The 16,810-nt window shown below is 68.7% G+C and carries 15 protein-coding genes and 1 pseudogene; 4 read left to right on the top strand and 12 right to left on the bottom strand.

Annotated features, from left to right (window positions below; all coding sequences use genetic code 11):
* Position 1: 1 nt before the first annotated feature.
* Complete coding sequence (locus M3149_RS15280) at positions 2-847, top strand: ABC transporter permease (RefSeq protein ID WP_251710404.1); 846 nt, start codon at positions 2-4, stop codon at positions 845-847.
* Positions 848-907: 60 nt separating this feature from the next.
* Here the strand turns inward: M3149_RS15280 and M3149_RS15275 are convergent, their stop codons facing one another.
* The 4 genes from M3149_RS15275 to M3149_RS15260 form a co-directional block, all read right to left on the bottom strand.
* Entirely contained in the window at positions 908-1,165 is a 258-nt protein-coding gene (locus M3149_RS15275; protein WP_251710403.1) for a hypothetical protein, read from the bottom strand.
* Between the two features lie 162 nt (positions 1,166-1,327).
* Entirely contained in the window at positions 1,328-2,452 is a 1,125-nt protein-coding gene (locus M3149_RS15270) for a YbdK family carboxylate-amine ligase (protein WP_251710402.1), read from the bottom strand.
* A gap of 9 nt (positions 2,453-2,461) precedes the next feature.
* Positions 2,462-3,658, bottom strand: coding sequence for a cation:proton antiporter (locus M3149_RS15265; RefSeq protein ID WP_251710401.1), 1,197 nt, complete (start codon positions 3,656-3,658; stop codon positions 2,462-2,464).
* Between the two features lie 123 nt (positions 3,659-3,781).
* Positions 3,782-4,675, bottom strand: coding sequence for a class I SAM-dependent methyltransferase (locus M3149_RS15260; RefSeq protein ID WP_251710400.1), 894 nt, complete (start codon positions 4,673-4,675; stop codon positions 3,782-3,784).
* Positions 4,676-4,715: 40 nt separating this feature from the next.
* Here M3149_RS15260 and M3149_RS15255 point away from each other — a divergent pair, with 40 nt between their 5' ends.
* The 3 genes from M3149_RS15255 (at position 4,716) to M3149_RS15245 (ending at position 6,815) form a co-directional block, all read left to right on the top strand.
* A complete protein-coding gene (locus M3149_RS15255) occupies positions 4,716-5,744 on the top strand; it encodes a serine/threonine protein kinase (protein ID WP_251710399.1) in 1,029 nt (342 codons plus the stop codon).
* 145 nt (positions 5,745-5,889) lie between these two features.
* Positions 5,890-6,339, top strand: a complete 450-nt coding sequence (locus M3149_RS15250) for a MarR family winged helix-turn-helix transcriptional regulator (RefSeq protein ID WP_251710398.1) — start codon at positions 5,890-5,892, stop codon at positions 6,337-6,339.
* Between the two features lie 47 nt (positions 6,340-6,386).
* The gene (locus tag M3149_RS15245; RefSeq protein ID WP_251710397.1) at positions 6,387-6,815 is read left to right on the top strand and encodes an organic hydroperoxide resistance protein; all 429 of its coding nucleotides are present in this window, start codon (positions 6,387-6,389) and stop codon (positions 6,813-6,815) included.
* 69 nt (positions 6,816-6,884) lie between these two features.
* Here the strand turns inward: M3149_RS15245 and M3149_RS23050 are convergent.
* The 8 genes and pseudogenes from M3149_RS23050 to M3149_RS23315 all read right to left on the bottom strand — a co-directional run.
* Positions 6,885-7,193 (bottom strand): annotated as a pseudogene (locus tag M3149_RS23050) (hypothetical protein); the annotation flags it as partial.
* 125 nt (positions 7,194-7,318) lie between these two features.
* Entirely contained in the window at positions 7,319-8,275 is a 957-nt protein-coding gene (locus tag M3149_RS15235) for a response regulator (protein WP_251710396.1), read from the bottom strand.
* Entirely contained in the window at positions 8,272-9,402 is a 1,131-nt protein-coding gene (locus tag M3149_RS15230; protein ID WP_251710395.1) for a hybrid sensor histidine kinase/response regulator, read from the bottom strand. The genes M3149_RS15235 and M3149_RS15230 overlap by 4 nt, the downstream gene beginning before the upstream one ends.
* Entirely contained in the window at positions 9,399-10,733 is a 1,335-nt protein-coding gene (locus M3149_RS15225; RefSeq protein ID WP_251710394.1) for a sensor histidine kinase, read from the bottom strand. Before M3149_RS15225 ends, M3149_RS15230 begins: the two co-directional genes overlap by 4 nt.
* 14 nt (positions 10,734-10,747) lie before the next feature.
* Entirely contained in the window at positions 10,748-12,151 is a 1,404-nt protein-coding gene (locus M3149_RS15220) for a class I SAM-dependent methyltransferase (RefSeq protein ID WP_251710393.1), read from the bottom strand.
* Between the two features lie 110 nt (positions 12,152-12,261).
* The gene (htpG, locus tag M3149_RS15215) at positions 12,262-14,124 is read right to left on the bottom strand and encodes a molecular chaperone HtpG (RefSeq protein WP_251710392.1); all 1,863 of its coding nucleotides are present in this window, start codon (positions 14,122-14,124) and stop codon (positions 12,262-12,264) included.
* Positions 14,125-14,203: 79 nt separating this feature from the next.
* Entirely contained in the window at positions 14,204-15,433 is a 1,230-nt protein-coding gene (locus M3149_RS15210; RefSeq protein ID WP_251710391.1) for an esterase/lipase family protein, read from the bottom strand.
* Positions 15,434-15,486: 53 nt separating this feature from the next.
* Entirely contained in the window at positions 15,487-16,719 is a 1,233-nt protein-coding gene (locus M3149_RS23315; RefSeq protein ID WP_435370752.1) for a pseudouridine synthase, read from the bottom strand.
* Positions 16,720-16,810: the final 91 nt, after the last annotated feature.

The following is a 16,810-nucleotide window of genomic DNA, read 5'->3' as shown; positions in this document are numbered from 1 at the left end:
CATGAACACCACCACGACGCCTCTCACCACCACCCTCACCCCACCCAATCCCTGGGCACCGCCGCGGCTGTCGTGGCGCTGGTGGCCGGTGTTCCTGCGCAACCTGCTGGTCTGGCGCAAGCTCGCACTGCCCAGCCTGGCGGCCAACGTGGCCGAGCCGCTGATCTGGCTGGTGGCATTCGGCTACGGCCTGGGCGCGCTGGTGGGCACGGTGAACCTGCCTGCAGCCGGCGGCACGGTGGCCGTGCCGTACATCCTGTTCCTGGCCAGCGGCAGCATCTGCATGAGCGCCATGAACGCGGCCACCTTCGAGGCACTGTATTCGGCGTTCTCGCGCATGCACGTGCAACGCACCTGGGACGGCATCCTCAATGCGCCGGTGGGGCTGGACGACGTGGTGCTGGCCGAGATGCTGTGGGCAGCGTTCAAGTCGCTGTTCTCGGTGACGGTGATCCTGCTGGTGATGCTGGGCCTGGGCATCACGCAGTCGCCCAAGCTGCTGCTGGCCTGGCCGCTGCTGTGGGCCACGGGCATCACCTTCTCGTGCATCGCGCTGGTGTTCAACGCCCTGGCCAAGGGCTACGACTTCTTCAGCTACTACTTCACGCTGGTGCTCACGCCCATGATGTTTCTCTCGGGCGTTTTCTTTCCCCGCGAGCAGCTGCCGGGGCCGGTGCTGCTGCTGTCCGATCTGCTGCCCCTGACGCACGCGGTGCAGCTGGTGCGCCCGCTGTTCCTGGACCAGTGGCCCGCAAACGCTGCGCTGCATCTGGCGGTACTGGCCTTCTATGCGGTGGCGACGTTCTGGCTGGCGCTGGCGCTCACGCGCAAGCGATTTGCCCGATAGGGCCCCCACGCTGCACCGCTGTGCGGGCAGCCTTGGGGCGGCCCGGCAGCGAAAACTCAATCAGTGGACGGCGCTCAGGCCGGGCTGGGCCTCGGCGTAGGCCTCGACGCCGCTGTCCATGAATTCTTCGTCGTCGATCGCGGCGTCGAACTCGCGGATGGTGGTGTTGAACAGGGTCGGGATCAACGGCTTGTCGAGCGGGCGGCACACGCGGCCGGCCAGGCCACGCAGCGGCTGGCTGCGCTCCATGGCGCTGATCACGGCCTCGGGGTCGAGCATCATGACGAAGGGGTTGGTGCGGTCAGCGAAGGATTTCATGGCGGGGTCCTGAGGCGAAACGGTTGAAACGGAGGGTGTGTCGATGGAAACAAACTGTATCGATGCACCCCGCGACGGTTAAGTCGGTGATCTGCCATTCGCCGTGTAGGAAATTTCCCGACAAGCCTCAGGAATCCCCCCACACGCCATGCGTGACGGAAATCACGGCCCGTGCCGCAGAGCCTCCACACTTGCCCGCACAACCGCCTCCACGCTGCCGCTGTCCTTGAAGCGGGTGCGCAGGAAGCTGGCGTGGTTGCCCACGCGCGCGGCGGTGCGCTCGATTTCGTCGAGCGCGGGCAGGCTGTGCAGGGCCTGCGCGTGCGGTGCCAGCACGCGCAGCGTGGCCAGCACGTCCTCACGGATGCTGATCTGCTCGCGCGTCTTGGGGTTGACCATCATGCCGTCGAGCCCGAAGCGGCAGGCCTGGAAGCGGTTGTAGGTGTAGACAAGGTAATCGTCTTCTTCCGGCGGCGGCTCGCTGCGCGTGAGCAGGTGGCGGCACAGCGCCTGCAGATAGCACGCCAGCCCCGCAGCGCGTTCCACCGTGAGCGGCGTGTCGCACACGCGCAGCTCGATGGTGCCGTACTCGGGCTTGGGCCGGATGTCCCAGTAGAAGTCCTTCATGGACTTCACCACGCCCGTGCTCTCCATCTTGGTGAAGTACACGTTGGCGAACTCCTCCCAGCTGAGCACGAACGGCGCGCGCCCGCTCAACGGAAAGGCGAACACGGAGTTCAGCCGGGCCGAATCGAACAATGTGTCCACGCCCTGCGAGAACGGCGAGGAGGCCGACAGCGCGATGAAGTGCGGCACGTAGCGGTTGAGCGAGTGCAGCAGGAACAGCGCTTCGTCGGGCGAGCTGCAGCCGATGTGCACGTGCTGGCCGAACACGGTGAACTGCTTGGCCAGGTAGCCGTACAGACCGGACAGCTGGTGAAAGCGCGGCTTGGAGAAGATGCGTTGCTCGAACCAGCGCTGGAACGGGTGGGTGCCGCCCCCGGCGAGTTCGATGTTGAGCCGGTCACCCGCGGTCACCAGCGTGTCGCGGATGTCCTGCAACTGCTTGAGCAGCGGGCCGTGCTCGGTGTGGATGCCGGTGGCGATCTCGATCATGCTCTGCGTCATCTCGGGCGTGACGGTGCCCGGGAAGGGCTTGCGCGCGAGCAGGTCGAGCAGGTCGTTGGCGCTGCTGGAGAGGTCGTGGTCGTAGCTGTTGACGAGCTGCAGCTCCAGCTCCACGCCCATGGTCAGCGAATCAGACGCCTTGAAGGTTTCCAATGGCATGTGGGTTCCTCACTCGCGGGTGACGTGGGTTTCGCGCGCGGCCATGAGCGAGCGCTGCGTGACGATGGGGCCGAGCAGTTCCTGGAGCAGCATCATGCCGGCCATGGTGGCCAGCACCTGCACCGCGGGGTCGAAGCCCATCAGGCGGGTTTGCTCGATCAGCAGGATGGCAAAGGCCGACATGGGCGTGAGCGCCAGGCCGGTGAGCGCGCCCTTGCGTTCGGAGATGCCCGACAGACGCGCCGCTGCCACGTTGCATAGCACTTTGGTGAAGGTGCGGGCCAGGATGAGCACCGCGCCCAGCACAAAGGTCGTTCTCACGTCCACCCAGGTCAGCAGCGACGCGATGTAGACGAACAGGAAGGCGGAGAGCAAGTCGCCCGCGGTGCCGAAATCGCGCTGTGCGCTGGTGAGATGCACGCGGCGCTCGCGCGCCACGATGCCGAAGGTGAGCGCGGCCAGCAACGGCGAGAGCATGAGGCCGTAGGCAGCGGTGGTGAGCAGCAGCACCGCCAATGCGAAGACCACGGTGACCCCGCGCTCGTGCGTGTTGCGCAGCCGCAGCAACCAGGGCACGACCACGCCCAGCAGCGCGCCCACAGCGATCGAGGTGCCCACCACATGCACGCTGCCAAAGGCCGCCAGCACGAGGTCGCCCGAGGTGGAGAGCGTCCAGTAGCCCACCACGATCTTGAGCGCGAGCACGGAGAACAGGCAGTTGATGGCGCACAGGTGCAGCACGCGCTCGGTGGCCTGGCCGGTGCTGCGCAGTTCGTTGGCCACGCGCAGCACGCCCGCGGGGGACGCCGAGATCGACAGCGCGGCAATGATCAGCCGGTGTTCGATGGGCAAGGAGAACCAGCCAGAAACCCAATAAACGAATCCGAAGGTGACGAGCGATTCCACCACCCCGAGCACCAGCACCCAGGGGTTGTGCCGGAACCAGCGCAGGTTGATGCGGTAGCCCAGTTCGAACAGGACCAGGGCCAGCGCCACGTTGGCCAGGAACGGCAGGCCGGTGATGTCGGTGGTGAGCCCGGGCAGGTTGATCAGGCTGCCGACCAGACCCACGGCGACGTAGCTCGTCACGCGCGGGATGTTCCAGCGTTCGAGCAGCCATTCGCCGAGGAACCAGGCGATCAGCAGTGCCAATGGCCAGGCGATGGCCTGCAGCAGAAAGGCGAAATTGGTGGTGACCAAGGGCATGTCTCCATGCTGCGCACCGACGGGGAAAGACACCCGACGCGAGGCCGGGAGCGGTCGGTGCGCCGGCCCGGGGGCCGGCGGTTCATCGGAGTGGCGGCCACCAGGGCCACCGCGGGGGGGACCTCAGACCGCGAAACGGTGCTGCAGGTCCTGCAGGCCGAACGCGTCAAGCACCTGCAGCAACCGCTGGCGCGCGTTCTCGCGCTGACCAGGCCGGTCGTCAGCCATTCTACGGGCGAGGATGAGCTCGTTCTTCATCGAGTGTTCCCAGCCGACGAGCTCGGTCACGGTCACGTCGTAGCCATGCGCCTGCAACCGCAGGCAGCGCAGCACGTTGGTGATCTGGCTGCCGAACTCGCGCGTGTGCAGCGGGTGGCGCCAGAGCTCGGCCAGCGGCGTGCGCTTGAGCGAAAGGGCCTTGTGCTGGCGCATCACGCCCGCGGCCTCGGCCTGGCAGCAGGGCACCAGCACCATGTGGCGCGCCTGGCGTGCCAGGCCGAAGTCGATCGCGTCGTCGGTGGCGGTGTCGCATGCGTGCAGTGCCGTCACGACGTCGATGCGCTCGGGCAGCGCCGCATCGTCCATGGCTTGCTGCACCGTCGCCGCCAGGAAGCGCATGCGCTCGAAGCCCAGCCGCTGCGCGAGCGCGTGGGATTTCTCCACCAGCTCGCTGCGCGCCTCGACACCGATCACGCGGCCGGCGCCGCGCGGCTTGAGCACCAGGTCGTAGAGGATGAAGCCCAGGTAGGACTTGCCCGCGCCGTGGTCGGCCAGCGTCACCTCGCCCTGCTCGCGCATCACCTCGTCGAGCAGGGGTTCGATGAACTGCACCAGGTGGTAGACCTGCTTGAGCTTGCGCCGCGTGTCCTGGTTGAGCTTGCCTTCGCGCGTGAGGATGTGCAGCTCCTGCAGCAGCGCGACCGACTGGCCTTCGCGCAGTTCGGGCAGTTGCTGGTGCAGGCCAGGCGCGGCGGGCGGCTTCGCGCGCGCGGCTTTCGATCGGGAAGCGGCAGACATGGCGGCGATCATAGGTGAGCCGGCGCGGGGACAATGCCCCATGACCATGGCCAGCAAACACCCATTCGACCGCCTCACCCCCGACACCGTGCTCGACGCGCTGGACGCTGCGGGCCTGCGGGGCGATGGTCGGCTTATCACCCTGAACAGCTTCGAGAACCGGGTCTACCAGGTGCCGCTGGAGTCACCGTTCGAAGGCCACGGCGTGGTGGTGGCCAAGTTCTACCGCCCGCAGCGCTGGAGCGCGACGCAGATTGAAGAGGAACACACCTTTGCGGCCGAGCTGGCCGCTGCCGAGGTGCCGGTGGTGGCCCCGCTCACGCCACAGGGCCGGGCACTGCACGAGCATGCGGGCTTTTTCTGGGCGGTCTGTCCGCGCCGCGGGGGGCGCCGGCCCGAACTGGACGATTTCGAGGTGCTGGAATGGATCGGTCGCTTTCTCGCGCGGCTTCACACGGTGGGCGCAGCGCGCCCTTTCGCGCACCGCCCGCGACTGGACGCGCAGCGTATGGCGCGCGAACCGCTGCAATGGCTGGTCGATCAGGACGTGGTGCCGCTGGAGGTGCAGCGCGAATGGCGCGAGGTCGCGGCCGAAGCCGTGGCCGCGGTCGAACAGCATGCCGTGCTGCGGGGTGAGGCGAGCGCCGATGCACCGGCCTGCATCCGCCTGCACGGTGACTGCCACCCGGGCAACATCCTCTGGACCCCCGAAGGCGCGCCCGGCGCCGGCCCGCATTTCGTGGACCTGGACGACGCCTGCAGCGGCCCGGCCGTGCAGGACCTGTGGATGATCCTGTCGGGCGAGCGGCGCCAGCAGACGCAGCAACTGGGTGCCTTGCTCGAGGGCTACGAGCAGTTTCGCGATTTCGACCGCCGCGAGCTCGCGCTCATCGAGCCGCTGCGCACGCTGCGCCTGATCCACTACAACGCCTGGATCGCGCGCCGCTGGGACGACCCCAGCTTCCCGCCGAACTTCCCCTGGTTCGCCCACCCCGACCACTGGCGCGGCCAGATACGCCTGCTGCGCGAGCAGATCGAGGCCATGGCGCAACCGCCGTTGATCGCCTGAGGCGCCCAACCGCTGCCCGACACTGCCCCGGGCATGCCTTCACCGCGCTGGGCAGAATGCCCGCGCCTTCCCTTTGCCCACACGGAAGGCATGGACTTCTCGCAATTCAATTGCACACAATCTAATTGCACGAAACAATACCGCCATGCCCAGCGCCCGCTCCTCCACCGACGATCTGCTCAAGCTCGACCACCAGCTCTGCTTTGCGCTGTACTCCGCGTCGCTGGCGATGACCAAGCTCTACAAGCCGCTGCTCGACGAGCTTGGCCTGACCTACCCCCAGTACATCGCCATGCTCGCGCTGTGGGAACAAGACGGCATGACCGTCTCTGCCCTGGGCGAACGCCTGCACCTCGATTCCGGAACCCTCACGCCCTTGCTCAAACGGCTGGAAGCGGCAGACCTGTTGGTGCGTCTGCGCGACGTGGAAGACGAACGCCGCGTGCGCATCCGCCTGACCCCTGCCGGACGCAAGCTGCGCACGCGCGCGGCGCGCGTTCCAGCCTGCGTGCTCGACGCCACGCAGTGCTCGATCCCCGAGATACTCGCCCTCACGCGGGAGGTCCGCGCCCTGCGCGACCGCCTCAGCGCCTGAACCCTGTCCCCCACCGCTGTCCACAGCACCCACCTCAAGGAGCCACCATGCCCACGCAACTCGACAAAGTCCTCTACACCGCCCGCGCCCACACCACCGGTGGCCGCGATGGTGCCTCGCGCAGCGATGACGGCCTGCTCGACGTGAAGCTCGCGCCCCCGAAGGCCATGGGCGGCGCCGGCAACGCCACCAACCCCGAGCAACTGTTCGCCGCGGGCTACTCGGCCTGCTTCATGGGCGCGCTCAAGCACGTGGCGGCCATGAAGAAGATCGCCGTGCCGGCCAACGCCAGCATCGACGCCGAGGTCGATATCGGCCCGATTCCGCAGGGCTTCGGCATCGCCGCGCGCCTGAACGTGAGCCTGCCGGGCCTGGACCGCGCCGTCGCGCAGGACCTGGTCGACACCGCGCACCAGGTCTGCCCCTACTCCAACGCCACGCGCGGCAACATCCCGGTGACGCTCACCGTGGTCTGAACGGGCATCGCCCATGAGAAAACCCGCCGTGTCCGGCGGGTTTTCTCATTCAGTGCGCGGGGGTTACTTCTTGTTCGGGTCGTGGATGACCGTGCCGGTGCCGACACCCACGCCGGCGCGCACCCCACTGTTGCCGATCTCGGTGCTGGCGCCCACACCGGCGCCCGCGCTCACGCGGCCGCCCTGGTCCACCCCCACACCGACACCGACCGGGCCCACGCTGGTGCCCACGCCCAGGTTGACACCGTGGTTGCTGGCGCCGACACCGATGGTCACGGGGCCCACGGGAATGCCGATGCCCACACCCACGCTGCTGCAGGCACCCAGGGCGGCCGTGGCCAGCACCAGGGTGCAGCGGGTCAAGAAGGTAGCGGACATGGCGAACTCCTGAACAGACAATGGCCGTCATTGTGACCGCGTGCCTCTGGCGGGGTTCCAGCGGCGCGACGAGCGCTCACGCGGTGCACACGGCAGCACACAGCGGCGCACAGCGTCATGTTCCCTCAGCCGACGGGTGACGCGGCTTCGATCGCCGCCACGAGCCAATCGCCGGGTGGCGCCAGTGGCGCTGCCGACACCACGGAACACCCGCCATCCTCGCTCTGCAGCCGTGCGGCACCCCCGCACCAGAGCAACCAGGCCAGAAAAGCCGCCTGCGACGCCTGCAGCGGCGATCCCGGCGCACCGGCCAGCGGCGCCACCAGCATGTCGCCGGTCACGCCAGGCAAGCGGCCGCCCTCCAACGGCTGGCCCAGCGCAGCCGCCAGGGTGGCCAGGCGCGGGCCATCGTCGGCGGGCAGCGTGCCCCAGCTCGCCCACCATCCGCGCACGTGCGCGACCAGCTGCACCGCACGCTCGGCCTCGGCGTACTGCAGTTCGGTGTGATCCCAGCGGCGCCAGTCGACCGCTGGTGAAGCAGCGCCCGTGGCAAGCGCGGCGCTCACGTACGTGTGCACCGCTGCATCGGCGTTGGGAGCCTGCAGCGCGGCGGCCAGCGCCACGAGCTGGCCAATGCGCTGCCCCATCAGTTGCGCCTGTGCCACCATGAGCTTCTCACGCAACAACTCATCGCGTTCGGCACGCAACGCCGCCAGATCGAGCGCGTTGCGCAGATCGGCCCGCAGGTGCTCCAGCTCCCACGGCTTGGCGATGTAGCGGTATATCTCGCCACTGTTGATGGCCTCGATGGCCTCGCCGATGTCGGAATAGGCGGTGGTGAGCATGCGCACCACCGTCGGGTGGTGTTCGCGCGCGTGGCGCAGCAGCTCGTTGCCACGGGCGCCCGGCATGCGCTGATCGCTCACCAGCACGGCGATCTCGGCCCCGTGAGCGTCCAGCAGCGCGCGGCCCTCGTCCACCGATGAGGCGGTGAGCACCGGTGCGAGCGGACTCACCAGGCGCTCGAAGTACTTGAGCGCCATGGCCTCGTCGTCAACGTACAGAATCTTGTTGCGTGTCATTTGTTGTCCTCCACTGGAAACCACAGCGTGACGACGGCACCTCCGCCGTCGGCATCGCCCACCTCGATGTCGCCACCGATCGACTGCATCACGCGCCGGCAGAACAGCAGGCCCATGCCGCTGCCGCCCGAGCCCGAATCCACCGGCTCACGCGTGAGCCGGCCCTTGAGGGCACTTGGCAGGCCGGGGCCGTTGTCGATCACCGCCAACGCGGGCCGCGGCTGGCGCTGCAGTGCCACCGTGACGCGTGGCACCGGCTCTTGCTGTGCGCGCTGTGCCTGCAGCGCGTTCTTGATCAGCGTGCACAGCACCAGATAAAGCAGGTCGCGCTGGCGCCCGGGCACGGGAAAGTCGTCGTCGAGTGCGGTGCGCAACCGCTCGCGCTCGTGGGTATCGAACGGGTACTCGCGCTCGACGGCACGCACCAGTTCGGCCGCCGTCAGCGGCACGCCCGGGTCGGGGCGGTAGGCCTCGCGGGCGGTGTTGACGAAGCTGGTGACCAGCGACTGCGCGTAGTCGGCGCGGCGTTGCGCGGCCTCGATCATGCGCAGCGTGTCGCCGGGCGCCGCCTCCCGCGGCGGGCTGGTGCCGTCGGCATGGCGCTCACGCAGCGCGGCCAGGTAGCCGCTCACGGTGGCCAGGGGCGTGCGTACCTCGTGCGCCAGAAAGCCGAGGGTCTCGCGCAGCATGGCGGCGCGCCGGTCGGCCAGGCCGCGGTCGTGGGCGCGCTGGCGGGCCTGGGCCAGCGCTTCGCGCAGCACGCGGCGGGTCAGCGCCTCGTCCAGCGGCTTCTCCAGCATGTGCTCCACGCGCCCGAGGTTGATCGCCTGCAGCGCGACGTCCTTGTCGGCGTAGGCCGACATCAACACACGCACCACGTGCGGGTGGTGCTCGGCGGCCGCGGCCAGCAGGTCCACCCCGCTGTGCTGCGGCATGCGGTAGTCGGTGAGCAGCACGGCCACCTCGGCGCCGCGCTCGGCCAGCACGGCGAGCGCCTCGACCACGCCACCCGCCACCAGCACCGCGAACTCGTCGCCATAGCGACGCGCAAACCACTTGCAGGCCTGGGGCTCGTCGTCGACGATGAGCACGGCGCGGGCTTCGATGGGTGTGGGCGGTGTGCTCATGTCGGGCGCGGCAGGTCGAAGTGGAACTCGGTCCAGGCACCGGGTTCGCTGCGCACCGTCAGGTGGCCACCGTGCCGCTGCACGATCCCGTAGCTGATGCTCAGGCCCAGGCCCAGGCCGCTGCCGACGTCGCGCGTGGTGAAGAACGGATCGAACACGCGCTCCAGGTTTTGCGGCTCGATGCCCTGGCCGTTGTCGCGCACGGTAACGGCCATGCGCTCGCCCTGGACGACGGCTGCAACCACCACCTCGGGGCGCTCGCGCTTGGCAGCACGCACCGCGTGCGCGGCGTTGCTGAGCAGGTTGATCATGACGCCGATGAGCGCGGGCTCGTCGCCCAGCACATGGGTGTCCTGCGGCAGTTCCAGGCGAACCTCGATACCCTTGAGATCGAAACCCGCCAGCCGAACGGCCGAGCGCGCCGCGTTCTCGAACAGGAAGGGGCGAACGTTACCCCCGTCGGGCTTTTGATAGGCGAAGGTCTTGAGGTCGGTGACGATGTTCTGGATACGCACCAGGCCCTCGCGTGCGTCGTCCAGGCTTTCCCGCAGCATTGCGTCCTGCCCGACAGCGGGCTGTGTGCGGCCCATGTCCAGGGCCATGAGGCTGAAATTCACCGGGTTGTTGAGTTCGTGCAGCAGACCGGCCGACAACGTGCCGATGGCTGCCATCTTCTCGCGGTGCAGCAACTGCCCCTTGATCTGGGTCAGCGCCTGGTTGCTTTCGATCAACTCGTCGCGCTGGCGCATCACCTCGTTCTGCAAGGCCAGCGTCTGGCGACGCCAGCGCCCGCCATAGACCGCCACCGTGACGGCGATCACGCCATAGAAGGACAGGAAGATGGTCTGACCCAGCAACTGGTCCCAGCGCTGCACGCCGCCCTCCCGTGCCACACAGGCCGCGACATAGATGGCGATGGTGAACACGCTGTAACCACAGGCCTCGCGCACGGTCAGCGGCAGGAAGATGCCGATGCCGGCGATGCCGAACGTCAGACCCACGAAGTAGATGGATGCCTCGCCATCGGTGGCAAAGATCATCCACGCGATCATCACCTGGGGCAGCGCGATCCAGAGGTAGGTGAGGCGGCGGATATGACGCTGACCGAACGGTGTGGCGTAGCTCAGCAGAATCAGCCCGATGGCGCACGCCGTGGCGCCGCGCAGCAGACCGAAGGTGGTGGCGCGCTCGGGGTAGAAGGCGGCGTCCAGCCCCACACCCATGAGCACCAGCACCATGGCCACGACGCAGGTCACGCGGCTGTAGAACAGCAGGTGGCGGTGCTCGGAAGCTTCCTCGCTCAGGCGTTGTGCATGCAGCAGGGCCAGCATGGGGTCGCGGCGGACTACGCCGCCCGCACGGCTTCGACGAACAGGTTGACGCCGGTGGCGTCGGTGTAGGTGTGCGCGGCCTTCATGCTGGCGGGCAGCAGCCGCTCCATACCGGCTTCGTCGCGGTAGATCAGGTACCACTCCATGAAGTGCTCCATCCAGTGACGCTCCGGGTTGTTCTGGTGCACGTTGGTCAGCAGCAGGCGCCCCTGCGGGGTCAGGTGCTGCTCGAAGTAGCCGATGAGCCGTGTGCACGCCTTGTCGGCCAGATAGTCGAACAGGCCGGCACAGTAGATCAGATCGAAGCGTTCTTCGGGCGGCACATCGGCGCTGCGGACCGAGCGCTTGAGCAGCTGGTGCACCGATTCATGCCGCAGGCGCAGCCCGGGCGAGGCCACGGCGGATTCGCGCGCGGCCTGCGACAGGCGATCCCGGGCGTATGCCAGCGTCTCCTCGCTGAAGTCCACCAGGTCGATATCGACATGGGCCAACGCCTGCCCGCTTCGGATCGCCCGCTCGATCTCGGCGGCCGGACCGCAGCCCACGTTGAGCACGCGCAGGCGGCGGCCCTCGGCCTGTGCCTGCTGTGCGGCACTGGACAGCCAGTCGGTGAGCATCGCCACCCGGTTGCGGTGCGCCTGCGCCACCGCGGCCTGCAGGAACATGTAGTTCACGAGCTCGAAATAGGTGCTCGGCCCTTCGCGCGGGTCGCCCAGGATCTGGGTGACCATGCGGTAGTCGCCCGCATAGCCCAGCGGCTTGGCGTAGGTGCGGTAGACGAAAGGAGCGCGCAACACCAACGGGTGAATGGCCGCTTGCGCGAACGCGCGGTGGGCGGCCTCTTCCTCGGGCGGTACCGCCGCGGCCTCCGCCTCGAAGCGCTGCAGGTAGACCTGGCCGCGCTCCAGCAGCGGGCGCGCCAGCTCGGAGAAAACGTCCAGCCGCACGCGGCCGGTCTGGTCGCGCGGCAGCCCCGCGGCCAGGTCGGCCTGGTCGAGCCAGCGCGTCACTTCCGAGAAATACGCCCGCAGTTCGTTGACCACCGCCTGGTACGCCGGTCGCACCAGCGTGCGGGCGTCCCAGTCCTTGAGGAACTCGCGCACCGCATCGGACACCGAGCGCGCGTCGGCGCCGATGCCGCCAAGGTCGTTCCACTCATCGATCAGCGTGAGCGAGACCACGGCCATCAAGCCCGTGTTGACCAGACCGACAACGACCGCCTTGCCCTGGTAGATCGGGCGATCGCCGGAGCGGATGGTCAGCTCGCTGAGCACCTCGCTGACCTGGACGATGGAGTACGGGTTGTAGATCTCCATCACCAGCGCGCGCCGCTGCACGCTGGTCAACGTCCCACGGGCGGCATCGCCCTGGCTGTTGCGAAAGGAGACGACGGGATCGTAAGGACGTTGGAAGTGCACGGGCAGGAGGGCGGTGGACCGGAACGTTCGGGCGGCACGTTGCCCGCGCCGATCCTTCCCCCCGAGTGTAGTGAAGGCCCCGCACGTTCGTTCAGGGCTGAAGCGTCAGGTCAAACCAACAGGCCGTTGACCCGGCGCACGTAGGCGGCTGGATCCTCGGGCAAGCCACCTTCGGCCAGCAGGGCCTGGTCAAACAGCACGTGCGCCAGATCGTCGAAGTGTTCGCTCGTCTCGAGCTTCTTCACCAGCGCGTGACCGGCGTTGACCTCCAGGATGGGCTTGACCTCGGGCGCCTGCTGCCCGGCCTGCTTGAGCAGGCGCGCCAGCTGCATGGAGTAGTCGCCGTCTTCCACCACCAGGCAGGCCGGAGAATCCACCAGCCGCGAGGTGACCCGCACGTCCTTGGCCTTGTCCTTGAGGCTTTCCTTGAGCTTCTCCAGCACCGGCTTGAAGGCTTCGGCGGCCTGCTCGGCCGCCTTCTTCTCGGCCTCGTCCTGCAGGTCACCCAGATCCACCGCGCCCTTGGCCACGCTTTGCAACGGCGTGCCATCGAACTCGGGCAGGAAGGACAGCGCCCACTCGTCCACGCGGTCGGCCATCAGCAGCACCTCGATGCCCTTCTGGCGGAACACCTCCAGCTGCGGGCTGCTGCGCGCTGCGGCCAGGGTGTCGGCGGTCAGGTAGTAGATGGCCTTCTGGCCATCCTTCATGCGCGCCTTGTAGTCGGCCAGCGCGGTGGGCTCGCTCTGGGTGGTGCTGGCAAAGCGCAGCAGCTTCGCGATCTTGTCGCGGTTGGCGAAGTCCTCGCCCAGGCCTTCCTTGAGCACGGCGCCGAACGCGGCGTAGAACTTGCCGTACTTCTCGCCGTCCTTGCTGAGCTCGTCGAGCAGGGCCAGCACGCGGCGCGTGTTGCCCTCGCGGATGGCCTTCACATCGCGGCTTTCCTGCAGCAGCTCGCGGCTCACGTTGAGCGGCAGGTCGCTCGAATCGACCACGCCCTTGACCCAGCGCAGGTAGGCCGGCATGAGGCTCTCGGCCTCGTCCATGATGAACACGCGCTTGACGTAGAGCTTGATGCCGGCCTTGCGCTCGCGGTTCCACAGGTCGTGCGGCGCGCTGGCCGGGATGTAGAGCAGCTGCGTGTACTCGGTGCTGCCCTCCACCCGGTTGTGGCTCCAGGCCAGCGGGGCCTCGCTGTCGTGGCTGAGCGTCTTGTAGAACTCGGTGTACTGCTCGTCGCTCACGTCCTTCTTCGGACGCGACCACAGCGCGTTGGCCGAGTTGATGGTTTCCCACTCGTCCTTGAGCACGTACTCGCTCTTCTCGGCGTCCCACTGCTCGGCCTGCATGCGGATCGGCAGGCTGATGTGATCGGAATACCGCTCGATGATGGACTTGAGCTTCCAGTGGTTGAGGTATTCGGTCTTGTCCTCGCGCAGGTGCAGGATGACGCTGGTGCCGCGCGCCGCACGCTCGATGGCCTCGACCTCGAAATCACCGCTGCCGCCGCTGGTCCAGCGCACGCCCTCGGCCGCAGGCAGGCCGGCACGGCGGCTTTCCACCACGATCTTGTCGGCCACGATGAAGCCGGAATAGAAACCGACACCGAACTGCCCGATGAGCTGCGCGTCGGATTTCTGGTCGCCGCTGAGCTTGCTCATGAAATCGCGCGTGCCGCTCTTGGCGATGGTGCCCAGGTGCTCGATCGCCTCGGCCGCGCTCATGCCGACACCGTTGTCGGTGATGGTGATGGTGCGGGCCGCCTTGTCGAAGGCCACGCGAACCTGCAACTCGGGCGCGTCCTCGTACAGCGCGGCGTTGTTGAGCGCCTCGAAGCGCAGTTTGTCGCAGGCGTCCGATGCGTTGGAGACCAGCTCGCGCAGGAAGATGTCGGGGTTGGAGTACAGCGAGTGCGTGACCAGGTGCAGCAACTGGGCCACTTCGGCCTGGAAGGAATGGGTCTGTTTGCTCATGGTGGAAAAGGTGAGAGACAAGGGCTGTCGCCCGGCGGTACACAAACCGCGCCAGACATGGGGACCGCGAGCGGGATTTTCAAGACCCGGCTGAAGCAGGCTGCAGCCATTGCTGCAGCCGCTGCGCCACCGCCGGGCTGGACAACAAGTCCAGGTGGCCGGTTCGGTACACCACGTGCAGGCTGTCCCGGGCAAACACCAGCCGGCGCGCCGAGTCGTCGTGCTCGCCGAGCGCACTGTGCAACGGCACCAGACCATCGCCCACCAGGCGCTCGGCCAGCAGGCCGCGGCGCGGGGCCAGGCAGGCGGCCACGCCGAGGCAGGCCACGCCGTCGGGCAGCGCCAGGGGTTCGTCGTGCCGGGCGTCGTCGGGGTGTCGCAGGTGGCCGTGGCGCAGGTCGGTGATGCCGGCACTGCGCAGGCGCCCGAGCCGCGCCAGCGGCGCGGTGAAAGGTGACGAGGCCAGCAGAAGATCGGCACCGTGCCCGGCGCGCTCCAGCGGCGCGCCGTGGTGCGGGGTGCCCAGGAACAGCAAGTGCTTTACCAGCGCGGGCCATCGGTGGCCGGCAAGCCGCCCCTCGTGCACCGCACTGCGCGCGACCAACCCGCCCATGCTGTGCCCCACCAGGGTGATGCCCCGCAGGTCAACGGGCCAGTGTTGCGTCAGCCGCTCCAGTGCACGGGCAAGTTCGCGGCCGTTGGCGGCGATGTGCAGCCCGCTGTTGTAACGCAGGTGCAGCGGCGTGGCCTGCAGCGTCTCGGCCAGCAGCGGGGTGTGGTCGTGCCCGCTGCGCAGCCACTGGGAGTCGTTCATGCACAGCCCGTGAATCATCAACAGCAGGTGCGGGCTGGCCCCACCGAGGCGCTGCGCCAGCCGCTCGGGCGCGTGCAACGGCAGCGCCTGGCCGCCGTGGCGCAGCTCCATGGGTTGCGCCAGTGCATTGCCCATAGCCGCCAGCCGGTCGCCGAAGACGCCGTTGAGCGCAGCCACCACCGCCGCACGTTCGGCGGAATCGGCGTGATCCGCACCGGGGCGCTCCAGCAGAGGCGCCAGGCTGTGCAACACCCCATCGATGCCGGCACCGATGCCGTGCGCCGCGCCGCGGATCGCCGCGTAGATGCGCCCGGTGAGGCCCCCGGCCCGATCGGGTGCGTCACCCCCCGGCAGGCCGATGCGTTGGCGCACGGCCTGATGCACGTCCTCGGTGACGCCCACCACCCCCAGGGTGGCCTGGGTCACCAGTTGGGCAGCGGCCCGCAGATCGCTTGGGCGCAGGTGTCGTACCGGGGTTCGTCGTGTGTGGGCCATGGCCGATTGTGGTTGGACCCCATGACCGCGCCGCGACGGGCAGACCGGTGGTCTCAGAAGGCCTCGTCGGCGCCCAGATAGCGCCACTGCCCTGGCGGCAGCTTGCCCAGCATCACGCGGCCGATGCGCACGCGCTTCAAGCCCACCACGTGCAGGCCCACGGCCTCGCACATGCGGCGGATCTGGCGTTTCTTGCCCTCGGTGAGCACGAAGCGCAGCTGCTCGGGGTTGATCCAGTCCACCTGCGCGTGCTTGAGCGGCTGGTCGTCCAGCGACAGGCCGTGGCGCAGCCGCGCCAGTTGCCCGGCCGGGAACACGGCCTGCACGTCCTGCTCCACCACGCCCTCGCCCTGCGGACCGTTGGGTGCCCAGACCACGCGCACCAGGTATTCCTTCTCCACCTCGCTGTCGTCAGCGATCAACGTGCGCGCCACACGCCCGTCCTGCGTGAGCACCAGCAGGCCGGTGGAGTCGATGTCGAGCCGCCCTGCGGGCGCCAGGCCCTTGAGCTGCGCGGGCGAAAAGCGCCGCGGCCCGCGGTCGTCCTTCCAGCGGTTGGCGGGCTTGAGCAGCACCACCGCGGGCTCGTGCCCGTCTTCGGGCAGGCCACTCACATAGCCCACGGGCTTGTGCAGCAGGAAGGTGGCGCGTTCCTCTTGCGCGCTGGTGGCCTGGGGCAGCACCTTGATCTCGTCTTCGGCGGTGACGGGCTGGCCCATGGCGGCGACCTTGCCGTTGACCAGCACCCAGCCGTGGGCGATCCACTCGTCGGCCTCGCGGCGCGAGCACAGGCCAAGTTCGGCCAGGCGCTTGTTCAGGCGGATGCCGTCGCGCGGGGCGGCGGGGGCCACCGATGCCTTCGCGGTCTTCGGGGCCGCGGGCTGTGGGGCGTCGGCAGGCCTTGGCGCCCACTGCGTCGGCGCGGATGTCTGCGCGCGCGGGTCGAACCGGGGCGCGGGACGGGCGGCTGGACGGCTGTCGGGCCGAGGGCCAGTCCGGTTGTCGGAGCGCGCAGGTCGCGAGTCGCTGCGCGGGGGACGTGAATCGGGTCTCGGCGGGCGGGCGCGTTCGTCGTTGGAACGCGTCGGCGCGACGGTGGCACCCGGCGCCCGGGCGGTGGCCGCGGGCTGCACCGGCAATTCGGGGCGCTGCGCGGCGCTCAGCGGCCGGGCACGTGCCGGGCCGGGGGGGCGCACCGGCGCGCGTCGCGGGGCGCGGGGATCGGCAAGGGGCTTGGGGGCCGCGGGTTTGAGCTTGAGGGTGCGGCTTTTGGGGTCTTGGGACATGGGGCGATTGTCCCCTTCTCCGGCAACGCCGGTCGTCGCCGACCGGAAGTCGGCTCCGCGACCGCGAGCTTGCGCGAGGCACGAAAGCAGG

This window comes from Hydrogenophaga intermedia, assembly GCF_023715105.1.
Lineage (GTDB): Bacteria > Pseudomonadota > Gammaproteobacteria > Burkholderiales > Burkholderiaceae_C > Hydrogenophaga > Hydrogenophaga intermedia_A.
Note: the sequence above shows the minus strand (reverse complement) of the source record. Positions and strands in the feature narration are given on the sequence as shown.